A 15,116-nucleotide genomic window follows, 5' to 3' on the forward strand; every position below is an offset into this window, starting at 1 on the left:
AGGAGTTTTCATGTCTGCAACAAAAGAGCAATTGGAACTATTTTTATTTTATTTATCTGAAACCCATACAAAAAGTTTATCTTTACATGACTTAGTTACAAGTCGACCACGCCCAGAGGAAGCGCGTATTTTATTAAATATTAACGAGGTTTTCACTTACTATCATAGCGCTCGTGTTCTCTACACAAGTGTTCCTGCTCTTGAAAACAACAAGTCTGAGCCTTTTTTCCAAGCCTTCGAAAATTTTTATTTTGAATTAAAACAACATTTTTTCAATGAAGAAGATGAAACCAATCAATTGAATGAACGTCTAGAGGAAATGAAAATTGCCTTTGAACAATTGACGGATGACTACAATGTTCTATAATAGAAGAGAACAATTCGTTGAGAAGGGGTCCTTATGAAGCAAGAAGAAGTGATTGAACGTTTAAAAGAAGAACTAAATTTGCCATTTTTTAATGGTACGTTAGAAGAAAAGAACTATTCTGAAGCAGATTATCAACAAATCAAGAAAGAGTTAATTCAATACTTTGATGATTATGTGCGAAATGTTGAAAATTAACAAGCTAAAACAACCTTTGATTTTAATAAAATCAAAGGTTGTTTTATTATTAAATAAAAAAAATAACAAAAAAAACCACCGGCAGTTTTGCCGATGGAAAAGGAGTATTTACTCAATAAGAGTAAAATGAAAAATAAAAAGGTTGTTGTTGGTATGAATTAATAATACAATACACTTTCTCTTTTGTCCATAAAAAAGACATGAAAAAAATATTAAATTCGTTAGTTATTTTTATTAGTTTTTTATTTTTTCAAAAGAATGTTGCTCATTCGCGTAATGGCAAAGGTTAATTCATCCGTTGCTTGATCCTGCTTTTCCTCTGAAGCATTAAATAAATCTGCATCAATGCCTGTTTCTGGATCTGTTGCTAAAATCATTTCATTGCATCCTGCTACATATTCTGTATAAGCATGTTGAAATTTTTTGTGAATGCCAAGTACTTGTGGTGTTGGTTTTAATGTTCCGACTTTTTTGAGCATTAATTCATATTTTTCAGTACCTTCTTTAAATTTTGCTTGAATTTCTGCAATTCGTTCGGCTGTTAAATCATTCACTTTATTCTTATCGATCGCTTGACGAACTTCTTCGTAATATGGATTCATGACTTCGCCAATATCTTCTGTTGTTTTAACGATATCATTAATTGTTTGAACGTAAAATCCTAAATTTGGTCTCATAACCATCCCTCTTTTCCCTTTTCTCTTTCACTCCATTTTACACTTTTTCTATTCCATCTGACAAGTGGCACTTTTTCAGTCTTTATTCTTTTGATTTTTAACAGAGAAAACATAGTGAGGCATCGTTTTGCCACGGTATGTTTTAATGTATCGATCCCTAACAAGCATCTGGTTTCGAATAGCGACATTCATAGAGGCTAAGTTCGTATCACGAATCGTTGAAATAACTTCTGGAAAATTTAATACATCGAATGCGTACTGTTTTGTCGCTGCGGCAGCTTCAATCGCATACCCTTTGTGCCATTCTTTCCCACATAAATGATAACCAATTTCTGGATAGCTCTTACCTTTTACTAATTGATTGGTGAGACCACACTCGCCGATAACTTCGCCTGTTCGTTTCTTCTCTAACGCCCATAAGCCGTAGCCGTATTCTTGATAGGACTGTAAGTTCCACTTTAGCCAGTTTGCAACCTCTTCATCAGAAAAAGCGTGTTCATAGGCATACATCACATTTTCATCTTGCAAAAATTTTTTCAATTCCACTTCATCTTCCAACTGCCATTCTCTGACAATAAGTCGTTGTGTTTCGAAAATAATTTTCCGTTTCAAGCCCTTTCACTCCTTACATAAAGAAAAATTGACTGGTTTAAGTACCAGCCAATTTTCTTTTCTTATTTATTAAGCACCTTTACCTGCTTTACGTTGGAAGAACTTCACAATTTCCACAATTGGGATGATAGCAAAAGATGTACCTGCTACAATTGCCCATTGATATGCATCTAAATGTGTGACGCTGAATAAATCATTAAATCCTGGAATAACAATCGTTGCAGCTAATAGCAAGAACGAAACAAGAATCCCATAGTTAAATGATTTGTTGCGGAATAAGCCAACTTTGAAAATTGATTGATAAATCGACTTCACATTAAAGGCATGGAACAATTGAATTAATCCCAAAGTAGCGAAGGCCATGGTTAAAGCATCGCCGTGTTGTAAATCATACAACGCTTGCGCCGATAAGTTTGTGTTAGCTGCGGTAGCTGGGAACATAATTGACATTTTATACACAATCAAAGTCAATGCCCCTTGCGTAATCCCTTGATAAACAACACTGCTTAAAACGCCGCCAGAGAAGAAGTTCGATTTTTTACCACGAGGTTCATGGCTCATCACATCACGTTCTGCGGGTTCCACACCTAACGCAATCGCTGGGAAAGTATCCGTTACTAAGTTAATCCACAATAAGTGAACAGGTAACAAGGTATCCCAATTGAGCATTGTTGCAATAAACAAGGTTAATACTTCCCCTAAGTTAGCTGAAAGTAAATATTGAATCGTTTTTTGGATATTTGAGAAGACTTTACGTCCTTCTTCTACTGCTACAATAATTGTTGAAAAGTTATCATCGGCAAGGACCATATCTGAAGCACCTTTTGATACTTCTGTTCCGGTAATTCCCATACCAATCCCGATGTCAGCAGCTTTTAAGGCTGGGGCATCATTTACGCCATCACCAGTCATCGCAACCACTTTTCCTTCTTGTTGCCACGCTTTAACAATCCGAACCTTGTGTTCTGGTGAAACACGAGCATAGACAGAGTAGTGTCCCACGACTTGTGCGAATTTTTCATCTGACAATTCATTTAATTCAGCGCCTGTAATGACGGCATCGTCGTCACCTTCTTTGATGATGCCTAAACGTGCCGCAATTGCTTCTGCTGTATCACGGTGGTCACCCGTAATCATAATTGGACGAATACCCGCTTCTTTCGCGACTTTTACAGCATCTGCAGCTTCTTTTCTTTCTGGGTCAATCATACCGACTAAACCAGCAAATGTTAAATCTTTTTCCACAAGTTCAGAACTCATTTCGGCTGGAATCGTCTCAACATATTTATAAGCCATTCCTAAAACACGTAAGGCTTGTTTCGCTAATGAGGTGTTGGTTTTCAAAATTTCTTGACGTTTTGTTTCATCTAATGGACTTGTTTCTCCATTTGATAAGATTTCCGTACAACGTTTCAATAATTCATCTGGTGCACCTTTGACAGAAACTAGGAAGCCACCTGTTTTTAATTCATGAACAGTAGTCATTAATTTACGATCAGAGTCAAAAGGAATCTCTGCCACACGAGGTTCAGCTGCTACTTTTTCGGTTACGTTAAACGCATGATCTAAACCAAATTGTACTAAGGCAGTTTCTGTTGGGTCACCAATTAATGAACCATCTTGAGCGATTTTTGTATCATTCGTAAAGTTCATGATTTTTAAAGCCATATTATCAGCAGGGATTTCTGTGGAAGCAGATAACACTTGACCATCTGTATACAACGCTTCAACGGTCATTTGATTTAAGGTTAACGTACCTGTTTTATCTGAACAGATAATATCTGTACTTCCTAATGTTTCAACGGCTGGTAACTTACGGACAATCGCATTTTTCTTGGCCATTTTTTGAGTCCCTAAAGCCAAAATAATTGTGACAATCGCTGGTAATCCTTCTGGAATTGCCGCTACAGCTAACGAAATTGACGTTAATAACATGTCAATCCATGAACGACCATTCATCATTCCTACCACAAACATCACCGCTGCAATGACTAAAATGGCAATTGTTAACATTTTACCCAATTGGTTTAAGTTTTGTTTTAAAGGCGTTTCCGTTTCTTGTTCGCTTGCTAGCATGCCAGCAATTTTACCGACTTCTGTATTCATTCCTGTGCCAACCACAACGCCAAGACCACGTCCATACGTCACATTACTATTGGAATAAGCCATATTGATTCGGTCACCGATACCAATATCGGTTCCCTCTAAGATGGTTACTTCTTTTTCAACTGGAACAGATTCACCGGTTAACGCTGCTTCTTCAATTTTTAAGCTATTCGCTTCCAATAAACGTAAATCAGCTGGAACGACATCGCCTGCTTCTAATAAAACAATGTCGCCTGGTACTAATTCATCACTTTTAACAGTAATGACGTGTCCATCACGGCGAACATTCGCATTTGGTGAAGACATTTCTTTTAATGCTTCAATAGCTTGTTCCGCTTTGGCTTCTTGAATGACCCCAAAGATGGCGTTCAAGATAACAACCACTAAGATGATAATCGAGTCTACCACATCATGGGAAAAGACGGCTGAAATGACCGCTGCCGCTAATAAAACAATAATCATAAAATCTTTGAACTGCTCAAAGAATTTCACGGCAAGTGATTTTTTCTTCCCTTCATCTAGCACATTTTCCCCGTACGTTTCTAAACGCTTTTGAGCCTCCTGTGCACTTAATCCATCAGTTGTTGTGTTCATTTTCTCCAAAACAACTGTGTCGTCTTGTGCGTAAAACGCTTCAGACAATTGTGTTTTCTTTTCTTCTGACATGTTCTTCCTCCTCTATTTTTTGCAGCATCCTTCAAGTACTATTTTACATTTCATCAAAAATAAATGAAAAAAAATAGACTTGTGTATGCTACTTCGTCGAACATACATAAGTCTCACCGTTTAAGACAACACCAGAAATTGCTTTCGGAGTTGGTGATGTTGTCACAGCATAAATACTGTCAGTTACTCCCTCATGAAAAAACTATTTAACATTGATTGGAGAACCAATGTTATGAATAATTACTTAATTAGTATACCGTTTTCCACTCTTTTTTTCAAATAAAAGTTCTGCTCATTTGAAAAAAACTGAAATCCTTTCATTCGGATTCCAGTTTCTTGATTTGTATTCGTAAAATACGTTGTTGTCCCCGCTTTCTCGACCAACTAATAACCCAAGAAAGTAAGAAAAGACTAATCACGGTTCCCTCACGAACAAAAATCGGCAAATGATAACTAATGGACAATCCTAGTGCTAAACTGACACAAAAAATATCAACTAAATAACGATAAAACTGAAAACTATAGCGCGTTCTTTCAGAAATAAGTGTACAAAATTTTTCAATGGGAAATTGCAAAACACCTAGCGCAACTACCTGTCCTGTCCCGATTCCTGCTATGATTGTCCCTAAAATAAATAGAACAATTTTAACCAAATAATTTTGAAAAACAAGCGAACCAAATAATTGATATAAGAAAAAATTAATGACAAAACCAAAGCCAATTAACGCCACCAAAATAATCAAATAGTCCTGAATTTTACGCTGCTGATCTAACAACCAACACGTGCCTAAAAAAGCTAAATTGATAGCTGTGGTAACAGTTCCGACTTTTAAATGAGTAAGTGTTGCAAAGGTCACATTAAATGCATTAAAACTACTAACTCCAATGCCTGCTTGAATTGTCAAACTGATGCCCAATGCACTAATTAAATAAAAAAGAAACGATAGCACAATTTTTTTCTTCCACATTATAAAAACTCCTCTACTCTTGATACGTCTATTATGTGCTACAATAGAAGAAACAAATAGGAGATATCTCCTATTATAAGGAGAAAAAATGCTTAAAACAGCCTACCAACGATCACCGAAACAAGAATTAGCTAAAAATACGCCTTTTTTTAATGAAACTGATTTAAAACACAGTTTTATTATCGATTTTGAAAATCAAGAATTCATTCATCACCAAGCAGAGCCATTCAATTATCTTTTTTATTTAATCAAAGGAAAAGCGAAAATTTTAAAAACAGAACGCAATGGCCGCCAATCCATTGTTCAGTTTTTAACGACAGGTGATTTAATTGGCGATTTAACATTAGTTCAAGCGGAAACGATAACCAAGGACGTTATCGCCTTAGGTGAAACCTGTTGTTTGGCTGTACCTTTAGCTTACGCAGAAACTGTTTTAAAAAACAAGGTACTTTTTATGCAGCAACTCAGCCATTATCTAGGGAAAAAAATGCTCCAACGGGTGGACCACTTTACAACGAATCAGACCTATGAACTAAGTTATCGGCTAGCGGAATTGCTATTGGTTGCCGCTAATCACGAAGATGTTTATAAAGAAAAACATACTGAGATTGCCGAATACTTAGGGGTTAGTTATCGCCATCTTATTTATACCTTCAAACAATTTCGAGAGCGCGGCTTTATTCAAAAACAAGGAACTGCTTATCACATCAACCGCTTAGCGTTACATTCTTTTGTTCAAAAAATGAAGAGTTAAAGTGGTGGATTGTTGACAAATAGTGCGCTTCCCGCTACCCTATTCTTATTAATAAGAAAGAAGGGACAGCAATGGAGCAAGCATCATTTACTGTATCTAGTTGGCAAGAACAACCAATTGATAATCTTAATGAAAATTTCCCAGTGAATCAAGCGAGCGCTACTTATCAATTGTCAGGCGCCTTATCTGGGACAGCTTCTGTGGAATACTTAATGACTTATCAAGGCTCTTCAATGGCAGATGGGCTTGAAGCTGTGGCTCAAGTGGTCGGTTTCCTACATTTCGAAGGAACTTATTTAGGAAAAAAAGGCACCTTTACTGCTTGCGAAAAAGGGACGTTTACACAGGGTCTTTTAGACTGCCCAGGTGAACTATTTCAAGCATCAGGTGAGCTTGCCGGTTTATCCGGTCGCTACACTTATGAATTTAGTCAAGAAGAAGCGCTTCTTCATTTAGACTTTGTATAATAAAAAATTTCAAGGAAAGTTGGTGACATTATTTTACTTATTTTAAATTTGGCGGTTGTAAAAGACAATGGGTGTTTTTGATTAGATTAAACTTTTAAGGAGAAAAATCATGAAAAACACCCGAAACACCGTCCCATCATTACTAATTATTATTTTGCTTGTGGGATTTCCACAAATCAGCGAGTCGATTTTCACACCCATTTTACCAGCGCTTAGTTCTGCTTTTAACATTCACGATAGCGTGGCACAATTAACCATGAGTATTTATTTTGTTGGCTTTGCCGTTGGCGTTTTATTCTGGGGAATTTTATCCGATACGATTGGACGTCGCCCAGCTATGTTATTAGGAATTTTATGCTATTTAATTGGAAATATTGGCCTTTTTTTGAGTCCGACATTTCCTTGGCTGTTATTCTTCCGTTTAATTCAAGCATTTGGTGCAAGCGTTGGTTCTGTTATTACCCAATCGATGATGCGGGAAAGCTTTAACGATCTTCAAAGAGGGAAAATTTTTGCTCAAACAAGCGCTGCCCTATCGCTATCTCCTGCCATCGGACCCTTAGTCGGCGGACTTGTTCAAACCTATTTTGGCTATCAGCATGTCTTTAGCACCTTAATTGTCATGGCTGTTCTATTACTTTTCTATAGTTTTTATCGTTTACCAGAAACCTTTCACTTAGGAAATACCTTAAAGAAAGCGCCTTTTTGGTCCGTGGCGAAACGCCTTTCCTTCGATTCGAAAGTTTGGTGCTACGGCTTATTGATTGGTGGCATTAATGGTTTATTGTTTAGCTACTATGCAGAAGCTCCGTTTATTTTCATCAATCACTTTGGCTTTAGCAGTGTCCAATATGGCTTTCTTGGTTTAGTTTTAGCTGTGTCTAGTATTCTTGCTGCAGTTCTTATCAATTGGTTGCTAGGATATTGGTCAGCGGAAAAAATTGCCTTTGCTGGTTTGCTGCTAAGTATCTTTGCGGCTTGCTGTTTATTAATAATGACACAATTTGAATCAATCATTGGTCTTATTTTGTTTATTTTTCTCTTTTTCTTAGGGATTAATATTACTTTGCCCAATGCCTTAAGTATGGCCTTAAAAGGCTATGAATCTGTAATTGGTACTGCCAGTGGGATTTTTAGTTTTGTCTATTACTTGTTTGTTAGTTTCTTTACCTATTTGATTAGTTACTTTCACAATGGCACCATTTGGGTCTTACCGCTTTACTTTTTAAGTTTTGCTTGCCTGTTAGCTTTCAGCTATTATGTCATTGTTTATCGTAAAACTTTAAAATAAAAATCAAAAAACACACGAATGTTTCGTGTGTTTTTTTTAGCTAAAAAAATTGATTTTCTAAACTATATTGCTTCCCTGAAACAATGTCATATTGAATCAGTCGATATTCCTCATATAGTTGTTCTTGCTTTTTATTCATTTCTACTGTTTTTTTCCATTCCCCACCGAGATAGTAATTTCCCTTTTCAAAAGCAGGCAATTGTCCTTGTACCTCATTTAGCATAGCGTAAAATCCCGATTGCGGTAAGCCGCTTTGTTGGAAAAGTGAGGGAGCAAAATAAAATGGACTAATAGTTGCTTGATGCTGATTTTTTTCTGTTAACTGGTTCGCCGTATCATACATTAGAAATTCTGTCTGGTGAAGGGCTGCCCCTTCATTCAACGCTTGAATGTTTTCATCATAAATACTTGGTAAGTGATCTCCCCAAAAAACGACTAATGTGCGTTTGGGCATTTTTTCGATTTCTTGTAGGAAATTTTTCAAAGCTTCGCTACTGTAGGCAATATCTTGCAAGTAATTATTGAGCGCGACTTGATTGCCGTTTCCTTGAGAAAAATAATTGGACGTTGTGTATTTGTTTTCATAGGGCATATGTGTTTGCATAGTAACTAAATGAATGAATTGCGGTTGCTCTTTTTCTTTAAGCAGTGTCGTCACTTCCTGATACGCTGCTTGATCTGAAATGTAAGGATTATTTTCTAGTTTATCCGTATAGTTCATTGTTTTTTCATTGATAAATTGATCAAAACCTAAAATTTTATACACATCTTTTCGTTTATACATAGATGTATTGTACGGATGAATAGCCGTTGTTTGGTACTTTTGTTCCTTAAGTAATGAAACAATGGAAGGCAATTCCGTCATCTTAGGAATCATCATTGTATAAGGTGTAGTCATTTGGGCATTCATTAATTCCATCGAAAAACTTGTTAGGGCTTCAAATTCAATATTCGCAGTTCCGCCCCCGTAGTTTTGTGAAAGCATCTGGCCACTGTAAGTTTTATCAGCGATTTGCTGATAATCAGCTAAAGGATTACCAATAATGGACAAACCTTTCAGATGATCTGGATTTGAAAAACTTTCACTCATGACAAACACAATATTTGGTTGCTCATTGCTCGGCACTGTTTTCGCCTCGGCTAACTTTTGATATTTCTGAGTAATTTCTGAAATAGCTTCTTTTGAATAACCCTTTGGTTGGTCCATAGCCTCTACTTTTAAATTATATAGAAAACCACCAATAAATCCCGTATTGTAGTAATTCATTTTTTGGCTGTAAGGAATCCATAACGCGGTTTTATTATAGGCTTTACGTAACAAATTTTGCGGATTGTTAAAATCACCAATATATGAAAATAGACCTATCGAAAGAACAAGACTTAACACACGAATCGTTTGTTTTTTCTTCGATAAAAAGAAACTTTTATAAAAGGCTTTTCCTAAGATAAAAAGTGCTATACAACCTAACGCTACCACAAAAATAAACGGCCATAAACCAACCATTTCTTTTAATAAACTAACTTCTGTGATCATTTTTAAGTCGTCTGGGTAAATAGGTTCGACACGATAAAACATCTTTTGATAGTCCGCAAATCCTAAAACACCTATTATGACACTATATAAAAGAGCGCCAACTCCTAATGAGCCTGCCAGACTACATAAAAAAAGTAAAAAAACGCTTAGCACAAAACAACCTAAGAAAAACTTTTCCGTATGCCACGAAAAAGCAAACTTGAAGGCTAAATCAGCAGACAAGTTATTCTGACACCATTGCAGATATAAATTACTAAAAATAATTAATATGATGAACCCGATTCCATACAGAAGATAGCGGTAGGACCATCGTTTAAATTTCTCAACTCTCTTTTTCACATCGATCTCCTATTCAAAAACTAGTAATGTATTTATTTTATGCTTCTTGAAAAAGAATGTAAAGAAGTAGCTAACAAAGAAGTCTAAGGAATAGTAAAGAAAAAATGTTATTTGTTGCAAAAATAATTTTCCAGTGGTATAGTAACAATGGAATTTCGTTATCAGTTATCGTCGCCTTTTTAGAGTACTTTATGAAAGGAGAATAACTATGACTTACAAAGTAAAAAACATTCAATACCGTATTCAATTAGACACAGACAAAAATATTTTCATTGTTTTTGATGCAAAAAATGAAAGTAAAACAGCAACTGGTCACACAATTGAAGAAGCAATTGCACACTTAAAACAATTAAACTAAGGAGTGACAAACATTTCCATGCAAGACCCTTTAGGTAGTTATTTAAGCTAAAAGCCGTTTAGTAAAGAAAAAATACTAGACGGTTTTTTTGTATCTTCTTCGCCTTTTATTTTTTACATAGTATACTGAAACAAACGGAGATGTTTTTATATGACCATCATTGCAAACTATATTCGCCAGCAACCCCAACGTCAAACACAGTTAACAGAAATCTACCAAGCAATTTTAGCGGTTGTTCCTCAGGAGACTACTGAAAAAATCGCTTATGGAATGCCGACCTTTTACTTAAATGGCAATTTAGTGCATTTTGCGGCGGCCAAGCAACATTTAGGTTTCTATCCTACGCCATCAGCCATCCAACGTTTCAGCAAAGAATTACGCCCTTTTAAAACCTCGAAAGGTGCCATTCAATTTCCCTACACGCAAGAGTTACCTCTTTCGTTAATACAGGAAATAGTTAAATTCCGTGTACAAGAGAACATGAAGAGCGTGGGACAAAAATCACTTTGAATTTTTGTCCCACGCTCAAAAACTAATAAACGGCGGGAACAGAAGCAACTCCTTCGGAAATAAGCCGAAATTCTCCAAAAATCAAAGAACAATTTTCGGAAATTCCTTCTTATTTCTCGGAGTTAAACACTTCTGTCCCGACCTCTTCATGTTCTTAAAATTTTTTCCATCGCTTTTCCCTTGGCCAATTCGTCGATTAATTTATCTAGGTAACGGATTTTTTGCATTAAAGGATCTTCAATTTCTTCCACGCGATAGCCACAAATTACGCCTTTGATCAATTGGGCGTTTTCATTAAAATTGGGTGCTTCTTCAAAAAATGTTTCCATCGTTACTTTTTGAGCCAATTGTTGTTGCAAGCCTTTTTCATCATAACCAGTTAACCAATAAATAATTTCGTCAACCTCCGCTTGCGTTCGATTTTTACGTTCTGCTTTTTGGATGTATAGCGGGTAAACACTGGCAAAGGTCATTGTATAGATTTTCGGTTTTGTCATTGGTTTTCCTACTTTCTGAAGTATTCTCTCTTCAGTCTACCACAGGCTTGCTGGAAAAAGAGGCTATTTTGTCTTAGTAATCAAATTGACGATAATAACGACGAATCTCTAATGGGTGACAATTTAATTTTTCTACATGCGCATCAATGCGTTGCGTTACCGCATGCATTAGGAGAAATGAAACAACTCGGCCACGATATTTTTCACTAATTCCTGGAAGTTCATACGCTTTCGAATCAATAATTGTATAATTGGCACAGATTTTCGGCAATAATTTTGCTACTCGTTCTGCCAACGGTCGCTGCTCGTCTTCTCCAATAAACAACGTTACTGGCGTAGTTTCATCTACAATTTCTAGCGTTCCATGTAAGAACTCTGCTGCATGAATTGATTTTGAACGAAGCCAACTTTGCTCTTCCCAATAGCACATTGCATAAGAATAGACCGCTCCCCATTGGTTCCCTGCGCCAATAAAATAGTGAATGCTATCATGACGATGTTTTTCCGCAAAAGCTAAGCCAAACGCATCGGCACTTTTTTCGGCTTCAGCTAAACCTGTAGGCAAATATTCTTCCAATTCTTGGTAATAATTTTCGTAATCTTTAAATTCGTTGTTTTTTTGCATTAAACGATCAGCTACCATAAAGAACTTGATTTGCTCAGTTCCTGGGGCTGGATAAGTCACCACATAATCACATAAATCTGCTAAAAGACTGTCTTTTGCATCAATAAAACCAAATAACGTCGCCCCGACCTTTTTGATTTCTTGAACGGCTTGCACCACCTCTTGTGTTGTCCCAGTAACGGAAGACAAGATGACGAATGATTTTTCTGTTAAACGTTTATTGCCTGTTGTGTAATACTCAGCAGCATGTTGAACATAGATTGGTAAATTACTTTTTCCATTCGCATAAGTAACTGCTTGCATGGCTGAAGCATAAGTACCGCCGATTCCTAAATAATAGACCGCATCAAATCCTTTCGTCCAAACTTGATCAACAACTTTTTCAACATCTGAACGCAAGGCTAAGGCACCTCGTATGTCTTTGATTTGTTGTTCTTCATTAAATTTTAACATGGCTGATTTCCCTCTTTCTTTGCTATTTTACTTTTTAGGACACAATCAAAATCATCAAAAATCCGTTGAGATAAATCAATTCCTTTACTTGTAGCTACTTGATACGCCAAATATTGAAATGGAATAACTAACAATAAAGGACTAATTTTTTCTTCGACATCACTTGCTAACTCTAACGTATTTGATGCTCTCGTTGAACGCGTTGTAATTGTGTAACATTGACCAACATAATTGGCTAGATAGTTTTTCAAGGCTTGGCTACGTGCTTGAATAGGACTTTGATTCTCAATAAAAAACAAAAGATGTGTAGTATCCGCTTCAAGGTAAGGCCCATGCATATAGGCTTCGACTTCAAATCCTTGGGAAGGTAAGCGAACTGTTTCTGTAAACTTCGTCTCAAACTCTTTCGCCGTACCAATATTGGGCCCATAACCAATTGCGATAAATCGTGTACCCTCTGTTAATTCTTTTTTCGTTTTTTGCCAAAATTGTTCGGTTTTATAAATCACCGAATCGATTTCCTGAATTGCTTTGGCAAGTTTTGCTAATTCTTCTTCAACCTCTACTTTTGTTAATTGATGCTTTTGATAGCCCAGTTTCAAACCAAATAGAAATAAATTTAAAAGTGTTGCCGTATAGCCTTTTGTGACAAAACCAACTGTTTCAAGCCCCATTTTTAAATCCAAGACTTCATCCACAACCTCCGTAATCGGGCTGGTGACATCACTTGTCAAGGCCACTGTTTTTACAGACGTTTGGTTTTTAATTTTTGCAATGGCATCAATTGTTGAAGCACTTTTACCACTTTGCGAAACCGCTACGACCAGATCAAACCGATCATCCACTTTGCCATAATGAGCAAAATTGAACGGCTCTTGGATTTCCACATAAATAGGCGCCACTTCTTCAAGGTAAACTTTAGCCGCCTGACAAGCATTATGTGACGAGCCAGTTGCTAAAATTAGACAGTGCGTGACCTTTGAAACGTCTGTATCAGTTAATTGAAATTGGTTAAGAATCTGAGTTAGGGCTGCTTGCTCCTCATTTATATAATCCAGCATCGTTTTCATATTTTGCCTCCTAAAATAGACCAATTAATGAGCCAAGAATTCCGACAATTGCCATGCCACCTAAAATCGCTAAAGGTTTTACTTCTTTTTTTAATAAATAAAAAACAAAACCAAAGGATGCAAGCGGTAATAATTTAGGCATGATATCGTCAAAGATACTTTGAACCGTGACTGCATTTTTGCCACTTCCGCTGATTGTAATCGGGATAGTTAAATCAATCATGGAGGCGGTCATAGCACCTACCACCATCAAGCCAATTATTGAAGCGCCTAATGTGAGACTTTCCATCATGCCATTTGCTTGAATTTTTTTGAGAAAACCAGTTCCTAATTTATAGCCCCAACGATTCAGTAAATAACGAACAATCACATGGGGGACGTTAAAAATGAGTAAAAATAGAATTGGCCCTAACACATTCCCTTGTAAAGCTAACGAAGTTCCAACACCTGTTGCAATCAAGCGTAAGGTTCCCCAGAAAAAGGAATCACCTAAACCAGCTAAAGGTCCCATTAACGAGGTTTTAATACTATCGATTGTTCCAACTTCAAAATTTTCGTCCAGAACATTTTCTTCTTCCATTGCAGCATTAATTCCTAAAATAAACGTCACGATATGCGGCGTGGTATTAAAGAAAGCAAGATGCCGTTTTAAAGCTGCCGCCATCTCTTCTTTTTGAGGATATAATTTCTTTAAAATAGGGATCATAGCATAGACATAAGCCATATTCATCTGACGTTCATAATTCCATGAAAATTCCATTTGAAATGAACGCCAAAAGACTTGATTAAGTTCTTTTTTTGTAATTAAGTTTTCTGTCTTAGTTTTAGAAGTCTTCGTCATCATCAATTACCTCCCCACTCGTTGTTTGTATTGTTTCATTCTTTCCTTTGGCATAATTCATGATATTCACAACAATTACTGCTGTAATGGCACCCAAAATTGCTACTCCTGTTACAGGTAACTTAAAGTAGGCCATTAAGACAAAGCCTAAAAAGAAATATGGCGCTACTTGTTTGTTAATCAGTAAGCGTGCAAGCATCGCAAATCCTAGCGCTGGAATAATCCCCGTTGCAACAGACAACCCATGTTGAATAAATTCAGGGATCAGATCAAGTAAGCCTTTAATGGTGTTGCTGCCCACGGCAAATGAAATAGTTACAATGAGCGCTAGCATGAACGATAAGCCAAAGCCTGCAAGTAAATGCATGCGCTCCACCCCTTTATATGCTCCTTCTTCAGCATACTGATCAGCTTTTTGACTCATGATTGGGATGAGCAAACCCAAATAAATATTTTTAAGAATCAACGTTAACGTTGCGATTGGCAAGCCTAAGACTAAGGCTGTTTCTGTTCCTGCGCCAGCAGTAATAGCAAACGCTGTACCAAGAATCCCACCAGTCACTACATCAGGTGGGATTGATGCGCCCACTGAAAAAGAACCGATGAAAGCTAACTCTAAGGTCGCGCCCATGATTACGCCCGTTTTAACATCACCTAATACAATTCCGACAAATAAACCGGTTACAATTGGTCTTGAAAGCAACGAGGTACCTAAAGCATATTCCGACTGCGCAATAAAAGCGATGCAACCTAAAAGAATCGCTTGTCCTATCATTTGTATTTCTC

17 protein-coding genes are annotated in these 15,116 nt (G+C 36.7%); 7 read left to right on the plus strand and 10 right to left on the minus strand.

Annotated features, from left to right (window positions below; genetic code table 11):
* Nucleotides 1-10 precede the first annotated feature (10 nt).
* On the plus strand, nucleotides 11-367 hold the full coding sequence (locus IGK70_RS08575) for a hypothetical protein (RefSeq protein ID WP_002357135.1): 357 nt from the start codon (nucleotides 11-13) through the stop codon (nucleotides 365-367).
* Between the two features lie 33 nt (nucleotides 368-400).
* Nucleotides 401-562, plus strand: a complete 162-nt coding sequence (locus tag IGK70_RS08580) for a hypothetical protein (RefSeq protein ID WP_002357133.1) — start codon at nucleotides 401-403, stop codon at nucleotides 560-562.
* Between the two features lie 242 nt (nucleotides 563-804).
* Here IGK70_RS08580 and IGK70_RS08585 read toward each other — a convergent pair whose 3' ends face one another.
* From IGK70_RS08585 to IGK70_RS08600, 4 genes are all read right to left on the minus strand, one after another.
* On the minus strand, nucleotides 805-1,245 hold the full coding sequence (locus tag IGK70_RS08585) for a hypothetical protein (protein WP_002385841.1): 441 nt from the start codon (nucleotides 1,243-1,245) through the stop codon (nucleotides 805-807).
* 69 nt (nucleotides 1,246-1,314) lie between these two features.
* Entirely contained in the window at nucleotides 1,315-1,851 is a 537-nt protein-coding gene (locus IGK70_RS08590) for a GNAT family N-acetyltransferase (protein WP_104855794.1), read from the minus strand.
* 69 nt (nucleotides 1,852-1,920) lie between these two features.
* A complete protein-coding gene (locus IGK70_RS08595; protein WP_438775219.1) occupies nucleotides 1,921-4,623 on the minus strand; it encodes a cation-translocating P-type ATPase in 2,703 nt (900 codons plus the stop codon).
* A 317-nt stretch (nucleotides 4,624-4,940) separates the two neighbouring features.
* A complete protein-coding gene (locus tag IGK70_RS08600; protein WP_002364152.1) occupies nucleotides 4,941-5,591 on the minus strand; it encodes a YczE/YyaS/YitT family protein in 651 nt (216 codons plus the stop codon).
* 88 nt (nucleotides 5,592-5,679) lie between these two features.
* On the opposite strand from IGK70_RS08600, the gene IGK70_RS08605 reads away from it, so the two are divergent.
* The 3 genes from IGK70_RS08605 to IGK70_RS08615 all read left to right on the plus strand — a co-directional run bounded on the left by IGK70_RS08605 (nucleotide 5,680) and on the right by IGK70_RS08615 (nucleotide 8,103).
* Nucleotides 5,680-6,345 (plus strand): cyclic nucleotide-binding domain-containing protein, encoded by a 666-nt coding sequence (locus IGK70_RS08605; protein ID WP_002381758.1) that lies wholly within the window; start codon nucleotides 5,680-5,682, stop codon nucleotides 6,343-6,345.
* A gap of 71 nt (nucleotides 6,346-6,416) precedes the next feature.
* Nucleotides 6,417-6,812, plus strand: a complete 396-nt coding sequence (locus IGK70_RS08610; RefSeq protein ID WP_002362038.1) for a DUF3224 domain-containing protein — start codon at nucleotides 6,417-6,419, stop codon at nucleotides 6,810-6,812.
* A gap of 109 nt (nucleotides 6,813-6,921) precedes the next feature.
* Complete coding sequence (locus IGK70_RS08615; RefSeq protein ID WP_104855793.1) at nucleotides 6,922-8,103, plus strand: multidrug effflux MFS transporter; 1,182 nt, start codon at nucleotides 6,922-6,924, stop codon at nucleotides 8,101-8,103.
* 40 nt (nucleotides 8,104-8,143) lie between these two features.
* On the opposite strand, the gene IGK70_RS08620 is transcribed toward IGK70_RS08615, so the two are convergent.
* Nucleotides 8,144-9,976, minus strand: coding sequence for an LTA synthase family protein (locus IGK70_RS08620; RefSeq protein WP_220421634.1), 1,833 nt, complete (start codon nucleotides 9,974-9,976; stop codon nucleotides 8,144-8,146).
* 208 nt (nucleotides 9,977-10,184) lie between these two features.
* Between IGK70_RS08620 and IGK70_RS08625 the strand changes: the two genes are divergently transcribed.
* Together IGK70_RS08625 and IGK70_RS08630 are read left to right on the plus strand one after the other, a co-directional pair.
* Nucleotides 10,185-10,334 (plus strand): hypothetical protein, encoded by a 150-nt coding sequence (locus IGK70_RS08625; RefSeq protein ID WP_002357118.1) that lies wholly within the window; start codon nucleotides 10,185-10,187, stop codon nucleotides 10,332-10,334.
* A 150-nt stretch (nucleotides 10,335-10,484) separates the two neighbouring features.
* Entirely contained in the window at nucleotides 10,485-10,844 is a 360-nt protein-coding gene (locus IGK70_RS08630) for an iron chaperone (protein WP_002360044.1), read from the plus strand.
* 146 nt (nucleotides 10,845-10,990) lie between these two features.
* On the opposite strand, the gene IGK70_RS08635 is transcribed toward IGK70_RS08630, so the two are convergent.
* The 5 genes from IGK70_RS08635 to IGK70_RS08655 all read right to left on the minus strand — a co-directional run bounded on the left by IGK70_RS08635 (nucleotide 10,991) and on the right by IGK70_RS08655 (nucleotide 15,105).
* Nucleotides 10,991-11,341 (minus strand): DUF2200 domain-containing protein, encoded by a 351-nt coding sequence (locus IGK70_RS08635; RefSeq protein ID WP_002360043.1) that lies wholly within the window; start codon nucleotides 11,339-11,341, stop codon nucleotides 10,991-10,993.
* Nucleotides 11,342-11,414: 73 nt separating this feature from the next.
* Complete coding sequence (locus IGK70_RS08640) at nucleotides 11,415-12,419, minus strand: SIS domain-containing protein (protein ID WP_078127050.1); 1,005 nt, start codon at nucleotides 12,417-12,419, stop codon at nucleotides 11,415-11,417.
* A complete protein-coding gene (locus IGK70_RS08645; RefSeq protein WP_002370979.1) occupies nucleotides 12,413-13,489 on the minus strand; it encodes an SIS domain-containing protein in 1,077 nt (358 codons plus the stop codon). Before IGK70_RS08645 ends, IGK70_RS08640 begins: the two co-directional genes overlap by 7 nt.
* 10 nt (nucleotides 13,490-13,499) lie before the next feature.
* Nucleotides 13,500-14,333 (minus strand): PTS system mannose/fructose/sorbose family transporter subunit IID, encoded by an 834-nt coding sequence (locus IGK70_RS08650; RefSeq protein ID WP_002384383.1) that lies wholly within the window; start codon nucleotides 14,331-14,333, stop codon nucleotides 13,500-13,502.
* On the minus strand, nucleotides 14,314-15,105 hold the full coding sequence (locus IGK70_RS08655) for a PTS mannose/fructose/sorbose/N-acetylgalactosamine transporter subunit IIC (RefSeq protein ID WP_002357107.1): 792 nt from the start codon (nucleotides 15,103-15,105) through the stop codon (nucleotides 14,314-14,316). The genes IGK70_RS08650 and IGK70_RS08655 overlap by 20 nt, the downstream gene beginning before the upstream one ends.
* Nucleotides 15,106-15,116: the final 11 nt, after the last annotated feature.

It is taken from the genome of Enterococcus sp. DIV0358, assembly GCF_051713465.1.
GTDB lineage: Bacteria > Bacillota > Bacilli > Lactobacillales > Enterococcaceae > Enterococcus > Enterococcus faecalis.

Bases quoted from the DNA above. Each gene is read 5' to 3' on its own strand.
- IGK70_RS08575 (WP_002357135.1), top strand. From the start codon at position 11: ATGTCTGCAACAAAAGAGCAATTGGAACTATTTTTATTTTATTTATCT.
- IGK70_RS08580 (WP_002357133.1), top strand. From the start codon at position 401: ATGAAGCAAGAAGAAGTGATTGAACGTTTAAAAGAAGAACTAAATTTG.
- IGK70_RS08585 (WP_002385841.1), bottom strand. From the start codon at position 1,245: ATGGTTATGAGACCAAATTTAGGATTTTACGTTCAAACAATTAATGAT.
- IGK70_RS08595 (WP_438775219.1), bottom strand. From the start codon at position 4,623: ATGTCAGAAGAAAAGAAAACACAATTGTCTGAAGCGTTTTACGCACAA.
- IGK70_RS08600 (WP_002364152.1), bottom strand. From the start codon at position 5,591: ATGTGGAAGAAAAAAATTGTGCTATCGTTTCTTTTTTATTTAATTAGT.
- IGK70_RS08605 (WP_002381758.1), top strand. From the start codon at position 5,680: ATGCTTAAAACAGCCTACCAACGATCACCGAAACAAGAATTAGCTAAA.
- IGK70_RS08610 (WP_002362038.1), top strand. From the start codon at position 6,417: ATGGAGCAAGCATCATTTACTGTATCTAGTTGGCAAGAACAACCAATT.
- IGK70_RS08615 (WP_104855793.1), top strand. From the start codon at position 6,922: ATGAAAAACACCCGAAACACCGTCCCATCATTACTAATTATTATTTTG.
- IGK70_RS08625 (WP_002357118.1), top strand. From the start codon at position 10,185: ATGACTTACAAAGTAAAAAACATTCAATACCGTATTCAATTAGACACA.
- IGK70_RS08630 (WP_002360044.1), top strand. From the start codon at position 10,485: ATGACCATCATTGCAAACTATATTCGCCAGCAACCCCAACGTCAAACA.
- IGK70_RS08635 (WP_002360043.1), bottom strand. From the start codon at position 11,341: ATGACAAAACCGAAAATCTATACAATGACCTTTGCCAGTGTTTACCCG.
- IGK70_RS08640 (WP_078127050.1), bottom strand. From the start codon at position 12,419: ATGTTAAAATTTAATGAAGAACAACAAATCAAAGACATACGAGGTGCC.
- IGK70_RS08645 (WP_002370979.1), bottom strand. From the start codon at position 13,489: ATGAAAACGATGCTGGATTATATAAATGAGGAGCAAGCAGCCCTAACT.
- IGK70_RS08650 (WP_002384383.1), bottom strand. From the start codon at position 14,333: ATGATGACGAAGACTTCTAAAACTAAGACAGAAAACTTAATTACAAAA.
- IGK70_RS08655 (WP_002357107.1), bottom strand. From the start codon at position 15,105: ATGATAGGACAAGCGATTCTTTTAGGTTGCATCGCTTTTATTGCGCAG.